This window comes from Shewanella violacea DSS12 (genome assembly GCF_000091325.1).
Classification (GTDB): Bacteria; Pseudomonadota; Gammaproteobacteria; order Enterobacterales; family Shewanellaceae; genus Shewanella; species Shewanella violacea.
Genome location: NC_014012.1, coordinates 4,341,247 through 4,356,942, shown reverse-complemented (window position 1 = coordinate 4,356,942; position 15,696 = coordinate 4,341,247). Strand labels below are relative to the sequence as shown.

General features: G+C 44.0%; 10 protein-coding genes. 4 read left to right on the top strand and 6 right to left on the bottom strand.

The window, feature by feature from the left end; genetic code table 11:
- Positions 1 to 202: 202 nt before the first annotated feature.
- Positions 203 to 1,471, bottom strand: a complete 1,269-nt coding sequence (rho, locus tag SVI_RS18035) for a transcription termination factor Rho (protein ID WP_013053093.1) — start codon at positions 1,469 to 1,471, stop codon at positions 203 to 205.
- A 296-nt stretch (positions 1,472 to 1,767) separates the two neighbouring features.
- Entirely contained in the window at positions 1,768 to 2,094 is a 327-nt protein-coding gene (gene trxA, locus SVI_RS18030; RefSeq protein ID WP_013053092.1) for a thioredoxin TrxA, read from the bottom strand.
- Between the two features lie 175 nt (positions 2,095 to 2,269).
- Between trxA and rhlB the strand changes: the two genes are divergently transcribed.
- From rhlB to SVI_RS18010, 4 genes are all read left to right on the top strand, one after another.
- Positions 2,270 to 3,586 (top strand): ATP-dependent RNA helicase RhlB, encoded by a 1,317-nt coding sequence (gene rhlB / locus SVI_RS18025; protein WP_013053091.1) that lies wholly within the window; start codon positions 2,270 to 2,272, stop codon positions 3,584 to 3,586.
- Positions 3,587 to 3,599: 13 nt separating this feature from the next.
- Entirely contained in the window at positions 3,600 to 4,511 is a 912-nt protein-coding gene (locus tag SVI_RS18020) for a Ppx/GppA phosphatase family protein (RefSeq protein ID WP_041420078.1), read from the top strand.
- Positions 4,512 to 5,121: 610 nt separating this feature from the next.
- On the top strand, positions 5,122 to 8,130 hold the full coding sequence (locus SVI_RS18015; protein WP_013053089.1) for a TonB-dependent receptor: 3,009 nt from the start codon (positions 5,122 to 5,124) through the stop codon (positions 8,128 to 8,130).
- A gap of 469 nt (positions 8,131 to 8,599) precedes the next feature.
- A complete protein-coding gene (locus SVI_RS18010) occupies positions 8,600 to 11,290 on the top strand; it encodes a TonB-dependent receptor domain-containing protein (protein WP_041420077.1) in 2,691 nt (896 codons plus the stop codon).
- Positions 11,291 to 11,369: 79 nt separating this feature from the next.
- Here the strand turns inward: SVI_RS18010 and SVI_RS18005 are convergent, their stop codons facing one another.
- From SVI_RS18005 to SVI_RS17990, 4 genes are all read right to left on the bottom strand, one after another.
- A complete protein-coding gene (locus SVI_RS18005; protein WP_013053087.1) occupies positions 11,370 to 11,906 on the bottom strand; it encodes a thioredoxin family protein in 537 nt (178 codons plus the stop codon).
- A 528-nt stretch (positions 11,907 to 12,434) separates the two neighbouring features.
- On the bottom strand, positions 12,435 to 13,052 hold the full coding sequence (locus SVI_RS18000; protein ID WP_013053085.1) for an OmpA family protein: 618 nt from the start codon (positions 13,050 to 13,052) through the stop codon (positions 12,435 to 12,437).
- Position 13,053: 1 nt separating this feature from the next.
- Complete coding sequence (locus tag SVI_RS17995; protein ID WP_013053084.1) at positions 13,054 to 14,349, bottom strand: TolC family outer membrane protein; 1,296 nt, start codon at positions 14,347 to 14,349, stop codon at positions 13,054 to 13,056.
- Positions 14,350 to 14,361: 12 nt separating this feature from the next.
- Positions 14,362 to 15,675: an HlyD family type I secretion periplasmic adaptor subunit gene (locus tag SVI_RS17990; RefSeq protein ID WP_013053083.1), complete on the bottom strand. Its 1,314-nt coding sequence runs from the start codon at positions 15,673 to 15,675 to the stop codon at positions 14,362 to 14,364.
- Positions 15,676 to 15,696: the final 21 nt, after the last annotated feature.

Below are 15,696 nucleotides of genomic sequence, written 5' to 3'. Positions count from 1 at the left end.
GGATATAGGAAATGTCGTAATGATGTCGGGAACATCATCGACCCCTGGTAAACCTTCACAAGTGTTCCAGACACAAGGTCTATTTTTATCCATCCATGGAAAATAGACACAAGTGTTCCAGACACAAGAAAGCCGCAACGAATGCGGCTTTCTTACGGCTATTTTAATAGCTATGTCTTACACATGGAGCAGGGGAAAGGATTTAACCTTTACCACCACCTCTCATTGCGTTGAAGAACTCTTCGTTAGTCTTGGTTAAGGCTAACTTGTCGATAAGGAATTCCATGGCTGAAACTTCATCCATTGGATGAAGGATCTTACGTAGGATCCACATCTTCTGTAGCTCATCAGGAGTCGTAAGTTTCTCTTCACGACGAGTACCAGAGCGGTTGAAGTCGATAGCAGGGAAAACACGCTTCTCGGCTGCTTTACGGGATAGGTGTAACTCTTGGTTACCCGTACCTTTAAACTCTTCGTAGATAACTTCATCCATCTTAGAGCCAGTATCGACAAGTGCCGTAGCGATAATAGTCAAGCTACCACCATGTTCGATGTTACGTGCTGCACCGAAGAAGCGCTTAGGACGGTGTAGTGCGTTTGCATCGACACCACCGGTAAGAACTTTACCCGACGATGGAATCACTGTGTTGTATGCGCGAGCAAGACGAGTGATTGAATCCAGTAGGATTACTACGTCTTTCTTATGCTCAACAAGACGTTTAGCTTTCTCGATAACCATTTCGGCTACTTGTACGTGACGACTTGCTGGCTCATCGAAGGTAGAAGCAATGACTTCACCTTTGACCATGCGCTGCATCTCGGTCACTTCTTCCGGACGTTCATCGATAAGCAATACCATCAATACCACATCAGGGTTATTGTGGGTGATGCTTTGAGCCATGTTCTGTAGCAGTAATGTCTTACCAGCTTTAGGCGGTGCAACAATCAGGCCGCGTTGACCTTTACCGATAGGCGAACATAGATCAAGAATTCTTGAAGTAATATCTTCGGTCGAACCATTACCACGTTCCATACGCAGACGTTCTTCGGCGTGGAGTGGGGTAAGGTTTTCGAATAAGATTTTTGTGCGGGAGTTTTCAGGCTTGTCGAAGTTGACTTCAGATACTTTCAGTAGAGCGAAATAACGCTCGCCCTCTTTTGGAGGTCTGATCTTACCGAAGATGGTATCACCGGTTCGCATGCTGAATCGACGTATCTGACTTGGAGATACATAGATATCGTCTGGGCCGGCAAGGTAAGAAGCATCACCACTACGTAGGAAACCAAATCCATCTTGCAGAATTTCTAGTACACCACCACCGAAAATATCTTCACCGCTTTTGGCGTGGGCTTTTAGGATTGAAAATATGATGTCCTGCTTACGAGCACGGGCGGTATTTTCAACTTTCATCTCTTGGGCGAGTTTTACTAAGTCAGAAATCGACTTTTCTTTTAATTCTGATAAATTCATCTTGGTGGGTCTTTTATGCGAGACAATGCTAATTTGATCAAGCGATCATAAAGTGTTTTATTACAATTTGAATGTTGATTGAATAGCTGGAAGTGGGTTAGTTGGAGCGTCTTTTAAGTAAACTAGCACTATAGCGACTGTGCGTCTAGGTATTTAGATTAACCTAACAAAAATTAATGAATAACTCATGTCAGGTTTATCTATGTTTTTCTATATCTTTCTATATTCAAAGCATTTTCATGCTTATTATATAAATAGCAGGCCAGCCTATATTTTTGATATAGGCTATTCCAAAATTAAAGTTGAGCGTCGATGAACTCTTTTAATTGAGTCTTAGATAGTGCGCCAACTTTAGTGCCAGCCAACTCGCCGTTCTTGAAAATAAGCAGTGTTGGGATACCACGAACACCATACTTAGCTGGAGATACGCTGTTTTGATCGACATTTAGTTTAGCTATTGTCACCTTGCCAGCATACTCATCGGCTACGTCATCTAAGATTGGCGCGATCATTTTACAAGGACCACACCACTCAGCCCAAAAATCAACAACTACGGGGAGTTCAGATTTTATTACGTCATTTTCGAAGCTGTCGTCACTTAAATGTACTATCTTGTCGCTCATGGTGTTCTCCAGTTAGGGTGCCATCGCTGGTTTGTTAATGGCTTAACCTGTATATTGGGTCTGAAAAATAACTTTTCAAGGTAATTTTTATAACCTTTAAAGGTACTTTTTATAATTAGTCGCTATTTCAAACGATTGAGTTTCTTATTGCAACCCCAACTGGTATGCTGCCGCTATGAGCGAAACACATTTATCTAATCAGAAGTTTGCCGACTTTTCCCTTCACGAAGGGATAAAAACAGCACTTAACGAGAGCGGCTTTGAATTTTGCACGCCGATTCAAGCAGCATCATTACCGATCCTTTTGCAGAAAAAAGATATCGCGGGTCAAGCACAGACCGGAACAGGGAAGACTTTGGCTTTCCTTGTAGCGACCTTTGAACATCTGCTAACAACCCCAATTCCTGAAGGTCGTCAGCTAAATCAACCGCGTGCCATGATCATGGCGCCGACTCGTGAGCTGGCTATCCAGATCGCTAAAGATGCGACACTATTGGCAAAACATACCGGTTTGAAAGTCGGTATTGTCTATGGTGGTGAAAGCTATGAAGTTCAGCGTAAAGTGCTGGATAAAGGCATAGATATACTTATTGGTACCACGGGACGTATTATCGATTACGTTCGTCAGGGCATCATTAATTTGAGTGCGATTCAAGCAGTTGTACTCGATGAAGCCGATCGTATGTTCGATCTTGGCTTTATTAAAGATATCCGCTTTCTATTCAGACGTATGCCAGATGCCAAATCGCGTCTGAACATGCTGTTCTCTGCGACCCTTTCTATGAAGGTGCAGGAACTGGCTTATGATCATATGAATGAGCCTGAGAAAGTCGTTATCGCGCCGAACGAAAAAACTTCTAAAAACATTAAGGAAGAGATCTTCTACCCATCTATGGATGAGAAGATGCGTCTTCTATTGTCTCTTATTGAAGAAGACTGGCCAGAGAAGGCAATTGTGTTCTCTAATACTAAGCACAGTTGTGAAAATGTCTGGTCTTGGTTGTCAGGTGACGGACATCGTGTCGGTCTGCTAACCGGCGATGTGCCACAGAAGAAACGTATTCGTATTCTTGAGCAGTTTACAACCGGCGAGCTAGATATCTTAGTTGCTACCGATGTAGCGGCTCGTGGCCTGCATATCTCAGATGTATCCCACGTATACAACTATGATCTTCCCGATGATTGCGAAGACTATGTTCATCGTATCGGTCGTACCGGTCGTGCGGGTAAGAAAGGCATATCCATCAGCTTCGCCTGTGAAGAATATGCACTGAATCTGCCGGCGATTGAAGAGTATATTCTTCATTCGATCCCTGTGTCTAACTATGACAGCGAAGGCCTGTTGGAAGATATTCCAGCACCAATACGAATTCATAGAAAGCATAACAGTCGTCCTCAAGGACGTAGTGGTTCGGGTCGTTCAAATGGAAGTCGTAATGGTAATCGTAACAGCGCACCTCGCCGTCACGATAAGACCCGTAGACATTCATAAGAATCGCGACAAGATGACTACACCTCGCTATGCCGCAATTACCTTAGGTTCTAATAGTTTTAATATGCTGGTCGCCGAAACAGTGGCTGGCCAGCCAAAAATTATCGCCAAATATAAGCGTAAGGTGCGTCTCGCCGAAGGGATCCAGGATAATGGTTCCCTTAGTGAAGAGGTGTTACAACGTGGACTGGATTGCTTGTCCATGTTTGCCGAAATGCTCGAGGAAGAGGGCGTCGATCGCAATCATATTGCGGTGATCGCGACCGCGACCATAAGATCTATTGCCAACTCCGATGAGTTTTGTCGCCGAGCCTTACCTATCTTAGGCCACCCCATTGAAATCATAACCGGCATGCGTGAAGCCGAGTTGATCTATCAGGGCATGGTGGCCACTACTTGTGGTGAAGGCCGTCGCTTAGTTATCGATATTGGCGGCGCCAGTACCGAATTTATAATCGGTGATGGCGATAAAGTGTTATTGAAAAACAGTCTAGCTATGGGCTGCGTCACCTTTAATGAGCACTTCTTTAATTCATTCCCGCTGCAAGAACTAGATTTTGAAGATGCTAAGTCTCGGGTCAAGCAAACACTGGGCACGCATTTAACCGAACTCAAAACCTTAGGTTGGCATTGTGTTGTCGGTGCATCCGGTAGCGTTCAATCTGTTGTCGAGCTTTTGAGTCATAGAAACCAATCGACTAGCATTACCCCAGATGTGCTTAACAGGCTCAAACAAGAAGTCCTGGAACAGTCTGATCTGTCGATGGAACATATTGTCGGTTTAAACCATGAGAGAGCGCCAACCTTTGCGGCAGGGATCTCGATTTTACTTGCCTTGTTTGAACTACTCAATATAGACAAACTCAACCTCTCCGGCGGAGCACTCCGTGAAGGTGTGTTACAAAGCTTGGCTAATCGCTCCTAGATATAAGCAGCCACAAGTTTTCTTCTACTTCTTCTACTTCTACTTCTACTCCCTGCTCCCTCTACCTCCTCTATTTCCTCTACTTCCTCTACTTCCTCTACTTCCTCTACTTCCTCTACTTCCTCTACTTCCTCTACTTCCTCTATTTCCTCTACTTCTTCTACTTCCTAACTCCTAACTCCTAACAGATTTTCTGCTCCCTTCATCTGCAGCTGTTTAGCTGTCAGTCATCTAGCTCAGATCAGCTTGTCTTTGTTTCAGCTAGCGCTACAAATGCACTTGCCTACATCTTTTGACCTAGGTATTTAACTTTTCAATAAAAACAGTCCAAAATAGTTAGTAATATGCCTATTTTTTATTTCCTTGAGTTTTTACGTTGATAAATTCAATTCTTGTAGTCTTATTCTCTATCATTGTGCTTTTTACATCGATTTATCACTGTGCTGATTTTCAAAATAACAGCTGAGATAGTCCACTTTCGTATATTGCAGATTGTATAAAATATGTGAATCATGTTATCTTTTTGTTGCGCTTAGTTTACTTTGTACCCAAATCACTAATAATATTTTGCTAAGCGCGTATTCAGAGAAGGTTTAAGGGAGAATAAATTATGTCTGGAAGTAATGCGTTTAAGCGATTTACACCAAGAAAAACACTTGCAGCGATTGCTGTAGGTTCAGTGTTAATGATGTCGGCTCCAGCAGCTATGGCTGCCGATACGAGTATTGTTAAGGGCCACATAGTTAATAGTGATGGCGTCAATGTTTCAAATGCTACTATCACTTTGAAACATAAGACTAAAGGTCTTGTGTATACCGTAGAAACTAACGAAAAGGGTGATTACTTCTTACGTAATATCCCGGTTGGTGAATATGACGTCAGCATCACTAAAGATGGTTTTGCTAAGACTCAAGAGTCAGGTGTCAGTATTAGAATTGGTCAGCCAGTAATTCTAGATGGGCAAATAACAGCTGTAGGTCTTGATAACGTCGAACGTATAGCTGTCACCGGCAGTATGATCCGCCGTGTCGATATGGGCTCGTCAACATCTGGTGTGACTTTCAGCCAAGATGAACTCAATACCATGCCTGTTGATTCAGGTTTTGAAAATATTGCCTTGCTTGCACCTGGTACGTCAGCTCCAGGTGGCGAAAGTTTTAACGGGGCTTCTAGCTTCGGCGGGTCATCATCTGCAGAGAATGCCTACTACTTAAACGGTCTGAATATAACTAATATCAGAACCGGCCTTGGCTCACTTAGCCTACCTTGGGAAGCGATAGCACAGACTCAGGTCAAAACAGGCGCTATTACTCCAGAATTTGGCAGTGCCATCGGTGGTGTAGTGAATGCTGTATCTAAGTCTGGTGATAATGAGTTTCATTTTGGTGTAGAAGGTCGATGGGATCCTGCATCATTAAGATCGTCACATGATTCTATCTATCAAGCAGATGGAACGATCGATAGTGACAATAACGGCATGCAAGATAGTGAAGACTTTAAGCAGGCCAGAATTTGGGCGAGCGGTGCAATCATAGAAGATCAGCTGTTTTATTACGGTCTTTATGAGCCAAGTCAAAATGATTTTGAGTGGGCGACCCAAACGGTTTATAAAGAGAGAGAGCGTGAGTCTAATCGCTGGTTTGTTAAGCTTGATTGGTATATGACAGAAGATCATTCTTTTGGTTTTATGGCGATGAACAACAAGCGTACATGGACCGAAAAGACCTATGCTTATGATTGGGAAACTAATAAAATTGGCGAGAAACAAGGTGTTGACGCTCCAGGGGAAGATGGCGGTAAGTTATATAGCTTAAATTATAACGGCTATATTACCGATGATTTCTCCATTTCGGCTGTGATTGGTCGAGTTGAAGAGAATGTAGAGAATCGTGTTGCTTCTTCGAACCCTGGCGTATGGGACGAGAGAAATGGTTCATTTGTTACTTTGAGCCAGCATACTAATACTAAAGTTGTTGAACAGCATTATGTGCGTGATCAGGCTCGTATCGACTTTAACTGGGATCTTGAAGATCATGCTATCAGCTTTGGTGTCGATTATAGCAGTGTAGCGGTTGATTTTTCAGAGGACCAGAACGGTATCGGTGAAGCGCGGGGTTGGTGGACTATCGCGACAGCAGGTGCCAATGATGTTTCTCACGCAGCTGAAGGCGAAGATTATATTGAGCGTCGTCGTCGCTCAACTTTTGCTAATAACGATTCAGAAGTGAGTTCATTAGCTTACTACATCAATGATTCGTGGCAGGCTACTGATAATCTAGTTATTAATGCTGGTGTTCGAGTCAATAACTATAAAAATACCGTTTCTGATGGTCGAGAGTTTGTGGATCTTGATAACCAGATAGCACCAAGATTACAGGCTATCTATGATATTCATGGTGATGGTAGCTCCAAGGTATTTGCTACTTATGGTCGCTATTTTCAGCCAGTGTCTGTCAATATGAACATCAAGCAAGGTGGTTCTCAGCGAGAAGAATTCGATTATTATGAGTTGGATCAGCTCGATAGTGATGGTCACCCAATTCTTACTGCCGATGGTTCTCCAAGTCGCGGTGTCAATATTCGTGACACACGTGTAAGACAGATAGGTATTACCGACCCAGGCTTAGTCGCATCATCTACACTCGACTCTATGTTTTCTGACGAGTTTACTCTTGGTTATCAGCAAGAAGTGTTTGAGACTATGTCTGCCGGAGCACGAGTTATCTGGCGTGATCTTGGTCGCGGTATCGAAGATACCGATGTTGAGCCTATCTTAAGTAAGAAGCTAGCTGAGCTTGGTATCGAAGATAATGTAGGTCAAAGCTCTTATTATGTTCTGCATAATCCTGGCGAAGCCCTAACCCTGAGTTATGATTTCGATGGTGATGGTCAAGTCGATAATATTACTCTTTCGCCAGAAGAGATGGCGTTAGATTCGATGCAGCGTCATTATCTGGCACTGGAATTAACACTCGACGGTAGTGTGACCGATGACTTCAGGATTAATTCTTCTTATACCTTGTCTAACAGCTGGGGTAATACAGAAGGGCTAGTTAAAACAGATAATGATCAGGCCGATCCAGGTTGGACTACTTCATATGATTATGGCGATCTGATGGACCATGGTTATGGCGATTTGCCTAATGATCACACCCATGTGTTTAAGTTTAATGGTAGCTATGATATTACCGAAGAGTTGATTCTCGGTTTCGTTACTAGTATCAGCTCGGGTCGACCACAAAACAAATTCTCGGTTCACCCTGAAAATGTAGATAGTTGTGCTCCGGGTAATCCATGGGATGCTTGTATCAGCCAATATTACGGTCATGCGAGTCACTATGATGAAAATGGCAATCCGTCTCCACGTGGTACTTCCGGTACCTTACCTTGGGTAACCAAGGTCGATCTATCGTTAATGTACAGAACTGAATTGTTTGATGGTGATTTTAGTATTAAAGGCACTGTCTATAATGTGTTGAATTCTGATACTGCTACCAACATTGATGAAGAGCGTACGGCTTATGGTGAAGATGGATTGATGTTAAATCCAAACTATGGAAGAACAACTGGCCGCCAAGAAGAAAGATTCTTCTCTGTTGTTGCTCGTTATGAGTTCTAAAGTATTAAATTGACTCAAAAGGCCGCATTTGCGGCCTTTTTTATTGTCATTATTTAGTCACCGCTTCCTAGAACTTAGATAATTATTGGTTCATACATATTTAGATACTTTTTATATAAATTGCATTTTTATTAATAGATCTCCCTATTTAGCATGAATTTTTAATGCTAAATAAGTGAGGGGAGCATCTTGTTTTAACTCTGTAGATTACAATTTCATTATTCTCTATCCATTCCGCTTCATTTCTCTGCCCTCTGTGCCCGTTAGTCGCAATAATCAAGCTTTTGCATAAATACTCTAATTAAGCGCATAAACTAAATCGTCACCTGTGAATTGAATATTGCATACAAAATACATTATGTGATACATATGTTGTGGCCATGTTTTATTGTTGTGTAACGTTGGTTTCAGCCAACAAAGCTAACAAGGCATAGGACCTATAAAAATTATATTCTTGGGAGATGGAAGTATGAAGTTTAACAAAGTTGCTAAGCTAGTTAGCTTGGCCTGTGGCGGTGTAGTAGCACTTTCTGCACCTACATATGCAGCTGAAAAAGATGAAGATACAGTAGAACGCATTGAAGTTACCGGTTCACGCCTTAAGCGTGTCGATATGGAAGGCGCAAGCCCTGTAACCACTATTACCGCTGAAGATATGGCCACCGCAGGTTTTGCAACCGTAGGTGATGCACTGCGTTCATCTAGCCTAAACTCGTTCGGTTCTTACGGCGGCACATCAAACAACAGTTGGTCATCTCAAGCGACGATTCAGCTTAAAGGTGCATCAGCTAGTCACACTCTTACTTTGCTTGATGGCAAACGTATGGCTAAGTCTCCAGTCTTAGGCGGCGGCGCAACTAACATCAACACTATTCCAACTGCTGCAGTTGAACGTATCGAGATTTTAACCGATGGCGCATCGGCGATTTATGGTACCGACGCGATTGCCGGCGTTATTAACATCATCTTGAAGAAAGATTTTGAAGGTGTCGAAGTTAAGATACGCGCCGAGCAGCCGGATGCTGATGGTGGTGGTGATAACCACTCGGCATCATTTACTGGTGGTCTAAGTACAGATAAAGGCAACTTGATGTTCACTATCGAACATTTCAAGAAGTCTGGAATCGTAATGAATGAGCGCCCATATACTGCAGCCCATGCTATAGATGGCGAGGACCCAAGCGTCTTTCAAAGTTGGATAGGTATAAGTCCAACCGGTCGTACCGTTAATACGGGGCCCAATGGCGGCTGGGAAAACCATGCTCCATTCACTAATGCTGGCTTAGACTGTGCCGATGTTTATGGTGATGCTTTCAAAGGACCTTTGAGTGACAGCGATTGGGCTGGAGAGTCATATTGTGGTTATGATTATACTACGTCTGCATACCTTGATGTCGACCAAGAGCGCACTTCAACGCTACTTAACTACACCTATAACATCAGTGATGATATAGAGCTAACAGCACGCGCCTACTGGGCATCAAATGTCACGACTGACGTATCGGCTCCTATTCCAGGAACAATCAGATTCGATGAAGATATGCCAGCTTATACTACGGCTGCCGGACTCGACCTTCGCGCCGTTCCTGAAGGCGGCTCAATGAAGTACCGCTTCGATACCGCTGGTAACCGTGTACGTGAAACTACCGATAGCATCTATGATTTCCTGGTTGGCCTAGATGGTACAACAGATAGTTTCGACTGGAACGCCTCAGCATCATATAACAGGTATGATGTATTTAAGTGGGGAACTGGTTATCAATTGATTGGTGCAACGACCGATCTTGTTGGCGGGTGGGATGATGATACAAACTCATTCGAAGGTTGGGATCCACGCGATCCAAACTCAGAGGCTCCAGCGGGCGCAACCGCAAACTCAGATGCACGTCTAACAAGTAGCGCATTAGAGATAGACGGTGGTCTGAGTTTTGAATTGTTTGAACTTGCTGGCGGCGCAACAGGTCTGTATGTGGGCGCATCATACCGCGAAGAAAAACTTGACTCACAGGTTGATGCGCTTGATGAAGCAGGCTTAATTGCCGGCGGTAGTGGTGGAGCCGGTGGTAGTGGTGAGCGTGATGTGAAAGCTATATTTATGGAGATGGCTTTCCCTGTTCTGGATAACTTAGAGGTTAATCTTGCTGCTCGTTATGACGAATACTCTGACTTTGGCGGCACGTTTAACCCACAAGTTTCTGTGCGTTATAATGTGTTAGAGCCCTTGTTAATTCGTGCATCTTGGGGTACAGGTTTTAGAGCACCAACGCTGGAAGATTTGAATCAGTCTGCTAGTGTGGGTGTTGGCACCGTGACTAACTATCTTAAGTGTTATGAAGATGGAATGGACATCAAGGGTTGTCAGATAGAAAATGAGATCCCTATCTCTGTGAATCGCAATGAAAACTTAGGCCCAGAAGAGTCTGAAAGCTATAACATAGGCATGGTGTGGGATATTACCGATAACTTCAACATGTCTGTTGACTACTGGTCACTGGAAACTGAAGGCTTAATTGGCTCAATCCTTAATGATGAAATTGTTCGAGCTCAAGCCGAATTATGGAAGGCTGCTGACGAAGCAGGCCAACCTCGTCCAGATATCAGTGCTATTTATCCTGGTACATCGGTATCACAAGATGGCTCTGGTAAGCTAAGCAGTGTCACCAATATAAAACAAAATATCGGTCTAAGTGAGCGTCAAGGTATCGATGCCAAGTTTGCGTCTACCTTTGAAACTGAAATGGGTGACTTTAAACTGGGTCTTGCCTGGTCACATTATCTCAAGTATACCGATTCGAGCCCTGAAGGTGGTGTACAAACTATCTCTCGTAACTTGAGTGGTACCGAATATTATCCGGATGATCGCGTCAACTTCTCTGCAAACTATTTAGTGGGCGATCATAGCTTGTTCTATCAAGCAGATTATATCGATCATCAGTCTACTGATGATGAGAACGATAATGGTTCTTATCATCAGATTGATTCGATCGTATATCACACACTAAGTTATTCATACACTATGCCTTGGAATAACATAGTTTCTGCGGGTATTAATAACCTGACTGATGAAGAGCCAAGCTTCCGAGCAAATGGTACATATGACAGCGATACATATGACATCATAGGACGTACTTACTGGGTTTCATTTAGCCAGACATTCTAATTGTTTTGGGCTAACTTGATATTTTAAAGTACCAAAAGGCACTCATGGAGTGCCTTTTCTTTTTTTATTACTGGATTGATTAATTTAATATTTTAGCCAGATCTATCTCTAGTGATACTTCTGGTTGTTCTACAATTCGACCTATCTCTTCGCCTTGCTGCATCACGATGAAACTTGGGATACGGCTAAACTCATATTGGGCGGCTAAGCCTTCTGGATCGGTTTTAGTGCGATCTATGCCAATATAAGTCACCTTAATATTGGGGTTACTTACCTCTTCCATGATGCGGATGAAACGCGGAGTCTGATGATAACAATCCGGGCACCAGGTGCCGATGAGCACTATGATTTCAGTTGGCTGCTTGAGTGATTTCAGTGGTGTGAGTGCCGCTAAATCTACCCGATACTCTTTGTAGTCTTGAGTAAAATCTTTGAGTTCGGTGACTAAGGTTTGCGCTTGTATTAATCCGGTTAATATCACTTCCTGTTTCTCCTTGCTGTATGTAGCGATTGCGCCATCTAGCTCATCTTCGAATACAGTGCCGCTGTTTGCAAGAGATTGGGAGCTAAAGAAGAGGGCTGTAGTGGCAAGTAATGCCTTGATGTTCTGGTTCATGATAATACCTCAGGCTCGAGAGAAAGGACTAGCTTAGTTTCCATAGGATCTTTAAGGGTATTTAATCATTGAGTGCCAGTTAGGAGAAGAATTGTACGCCGTAATGATCGGCTGGATCACATCTAAACATCTCATTTGCTTGCGCCGGTCACAAAAAACATCATTAAGAGATGCCGTCATGGGCTAGTCGTAAGAGGGGGGTTATATTTTCATCGGATAAGATCTTCAATGAAATATGATAAATAGCTCCAAACTTACCTCAAATATACTCAGGATTTGGAGCTAATATTAGACATCAAATATTATTTGGCTCTGGGCTCAGAGCTGAAGATATTCCACATCATCTGGCTAGCAGATTCTTGCCATTGGTCCACAAAAAGGCCCGCAAAAAACATCATTAAGAGATGTCGTCATCGGCTAGTCGTAAGAGAGTGGCCGATATTCATCGGATAAGATCTTCAATGAAATATGATAAATAGCTCCAAACTTACCTCAAATATACTCAGGGTTTGGAGCTAATATTAGACATCAAATATTATTTGGCTTTTGGCTTTTGGCTTTGGACTCTGTGGTGAAGATATTCCACATCATCTGGCTACCAGATTCTTGCCATTGGCCCACGGCAATCAGTCTGTGTTCCCTTCCTGAGATAGAGGTAGGTGTTCGGTCGCTCTGATCATAGGTCTGGCTGATGATACTCTGAGTTGGAAAGCCAACCTCTTTGGCAAGTTCCTGTATGGTATCGACACGACGTTGAGCCAATGCACGATTATAACTGTCGCTACCTTCAGGGCTAGTATCGCCTATGAGCAGCAATCTAGCCTCAGGCAAGTTCATCAGGTCGCCTAACAGCTCAGAGACCTTACCTACTTCGCTATTGGTTAGATGTGAGCTGTCGAAATCAAACATGACCACCTTGGTTCTTTCCTGAATCTGATTCAGGCTCTTAGAGCAGCCATCATTATTTATCATGGCACCGCTTGTGGTTTGTCTACAATTATCTCTGGCATTGATCACACCATCGTTATCAGTATCCAGTAGATCTCTAGTCTGTGCCTGAGCCGGATAAGGTGTCGCTGTTTGAGCGCAGCCCGACATTAAGCCCAGAGTCAGTGTGATAAGTACACTTGATATTGTATTGTTCATATTATTTATCTTCGCTCCAGGTTGTCGGCTTATCTATTCTGAAAGACTTCATTAATTGTCCCGTAGCGTTGATCAATCTGTAGGCCGCTATATGGTAGTTATGGTGGGCATTGATATAGTTTTTTCGCGCCAGAAAGACTTCTACTTTCGCATCTAATACGTCTAGTAGTGAGCGTCTGCCAAGTTCGAACTGCTTGATGTAACCCTTTTCGGCTATCACGGCTTGATCGACGTTTTCCCTGTAAAAGCTACGCTGTTGACCGACAAAGTCATAGGCGTTCCAAGCTAGACGAGTACTCTCGACCACCTGTTTTTGGGTATTTTCTCGAATCGCCATGGCCTGTTGGTAACGCCATGATGCGGCTTCGGTTCTGTCTATGGTTGAACCACCGTTGAAGATATCGTAACTGAGCATCAACATGGCTCTGGCATCTTCATCCGGGCCTTCGATACCGCCGATATTGTCATTCTTGTTGGCTTGCAGCTCTAAAGAAAGCTTAGGCCAAAAGTCACTCTTCTCACGCTCATGCTGAGCGCTGGCGGCTTGGGTGTCAGAGATCGCGGCATCAATCTCAGGATGATTTTTAATGGCTTGTTCTAGGGCGTAGGAGAGCGAATTAGGCACATATTCGAAATCAGGCATAGGGTTAATAAGATTTTTGGGCAGTTCACCGACAAGATCGTAATACTTAGCCTGCATATCCATCTGGTTATTGCGTGCCGCTAAGTAGCCGGATTGACTGGTTGCTAGTCTGGCCCTTACCTGGGCAACATCGGATTCACTGCTTAAGCCTTTGTTCTGTCTCGATTGGATATTCTTGAGGATCTCCCTATGCTCTTCGATATTGAGCTCGGCAAGTCCGACTATCTTGTTAGCCATGATAAGTTTCAGATAGACTCGGCTAACTTCAAGGCTCAGGTTTTCAGCCTCGGAGATGAGGCCAAAACGCTCCGCCTCTTTCTCAAACTCTAGCCTGTCGATCTCCGATGTGGTTCTGAAACCATCGAAAATAAGTTGAGAAACTTTAACTCCAATCTCGGTGCGAGTCAGCTCACTATCGATTCTCTGACCACTGTTATAGCGGACATTTTCATAACCGACTCCGCCATATAAGCGTACCTGAGGCAAGTAATCACCCACTGCGGCGCGCTTATATCTTATTGCGGCCTCGAATTTAGCATATTTTTGTTGTAGTAAAGGGTGGTGATTTATTGCTTCAGCCACAGACTGTTCCAGCGTCAGGGCTTGAGCCTGGCTAGACAGTGCTAATAGTGGGATGAGTATAAGTTTTCTCATAGTATCCGTACCTTATTGTTCACGTAACGCATTGGCTTTTGCGCGTAAAAGTGGCTTTAGCCAATAATTTAAAACGGTTTTATTTCCCGTAAGAATATCTGTGCTGGCCTGCATCCCTGAGATTATTGGCCAGCCATTGAGCATATTTTCATTGGTTTTCACATGGGCTTCGTAATAAGTGGTGCCATCTTCCAGCTGCTGGGCATCTGGGCTGACATAGATAACTTCACCCTTGAGGCCACCATAAATGACAAAATCATAGGCGGTAAATTTCACCGTGGCTTCGAGTCCAGGATGTACGAAGGCTATGTCTTTTGGGGCGATGCGAGTCTCGATAATCAAGGCTCCATCTGAAGGCACTATTGCCATTATGGGCTCTCCAGGCTCCACGACAGCGCCCAATGAACGCAGCAGAATATTGGTGACCTTGCCATCTATGGGTGATGATATTCTGGTGCGATCTAGCCTATCGGCCAGGGTCTTGATGCTCTCTTGCAGACCCGCAAGTTCATTGATCACTTCGTTGCGTTCGGCTTCGGTTCTGTTACGAAAATCTAGGGCTAAGGTGAGTCTCTCTCCAATCGCTTGGCTCTTAACCGCCTTTAGCTGACGTGCCATGGCTTTTGATGCCAAGAGTTCCCCTTCGAGCCTTATCTCATCTCGCTCTAGCTTGAGCAGTTCCAGCTCAGCGACAGCGCCTTCATCGACAGCTTCTCTGGTCATGGCTATCTCTTTGCGGACCAGTTTTAAACCGCTGATTTGAGCGCGTGTGATGATACGATTCTCTTCCAAGGCTTGTATTTTTTGTTCGACGGCTTGCTCGGCCTGATCGAGTTGCGCGTTAAGTTGTGACAGGCGTGAGTGGAATATTGCCTCAGATCTCTGACTCGGTTCACCATCGATAACTTGGATCGTGTGGGGATTAACTGTGATTTTAGCTAACCAGTGGCTGGCTAACTTTTCTATTGTTACGCTCTTGAGTTCGGCTTCGAGGCGTGCCCGTTGACGACGTAATGCCTTGCGACTCAGTTGGGCTTCATCGAAAGCCGAAGCAAATCTTAGCTCATCGAGAACCAGCAAGGCCTGACCCGCTGTGACTATCTCGCCCTCACGAACTAATATACGTTTTAATATTCCACCATCCAGGCTCTCTATCTGTTGCACTGCCAGGGTGGGGACGACTTTAGCCTGGCCGATGACGACCTCTTCTAATGTGGCCCAGTGAGCCCAAACGATAGTACTGACAATAAGTGCCAGCACTATGAGTATGAGTCGATTAGCGCGTTTGGCACCTTCGAGGTGCTTAATATGAAGATTAGCGCCCATAAGTTAGCCCTCTTGCGTGAA

What these genes read in the sequence shown, in the direction of transcription:
- trxA (WP_013053092.1), bottom strand. Translation starts at nt 2,094, where the DNA reads ATGAGCGACAAGATAGTACATTTAAGTGACGACAGCTTCGAAAATGAC.
- rhlB (WP_013053091.1), top strand. Translation starts at nt 2,270, where the DNA reads ATGAGCGAAACACATTTATCTAATCAGAAGTTTGCCGACTTTTCCCTT.
- SVI_RS18010 (WP_041420077.1), top strand. Translation starts at nt 8,600, where the DNA reads ATGAAGTTTAACAAAGTTGCTAAGCTAGTTAGCTTGGCCTGTGGCGGT.
- SVI_RS17995 (WP_013053084.1), bottom strand. Translation starts at nt 14,349, where the DNA reads ATGAGAAAACTTATACTCATCCCACTATTAGCACTGTCTAGCCAGGCT.
- SVI_RS18020 (WP_041420078.1), top strand. Translation starts at nt 3,600, where the DNA reads ATGACTACACCTCGCTATGCCGCAATTACCTTAGGTTCTAATAGTTTT.
- SVI_RS18005 (WP_013053087.1), bottom strand. Translation starts at nt 11,906, where the DNA reads ATGAACCAGAACATCAAGGCATTACTTGCCACTACAGCCCTCTTCTTT.
- SVI_RS18000 (WP_013053085.1), bottom strand. Translation starts at nt 13,052, where the DNA reads ATGAACAATACAATATCAAGTGTACTTATCACACTGACTCTGGGCTTA.
- SVI_RS18015 (WP_013053089.1), top strand. Translation starts at nt 5,122, where the DNA reads ATGTCTGGAAGTAATGCGTTTAAGCGATTTACACCAAGAAAAACACTT.
- rho (WP_013053093.1), bottom strand. Translation starts at nt 1,471, where the DNA reads ATGAATTTATCAGAATTAAAAGAAAAGTCGATTTCTGACTTAGTAAAA.
- SVI_RS17990 (WP_013053083.1), bottom strand. Translation starts at nt 15,675, where the DNA reads ATGGGCGCTAATCTTCATATTAAGCACCTCGAAGGTGCCAAACGCGCT.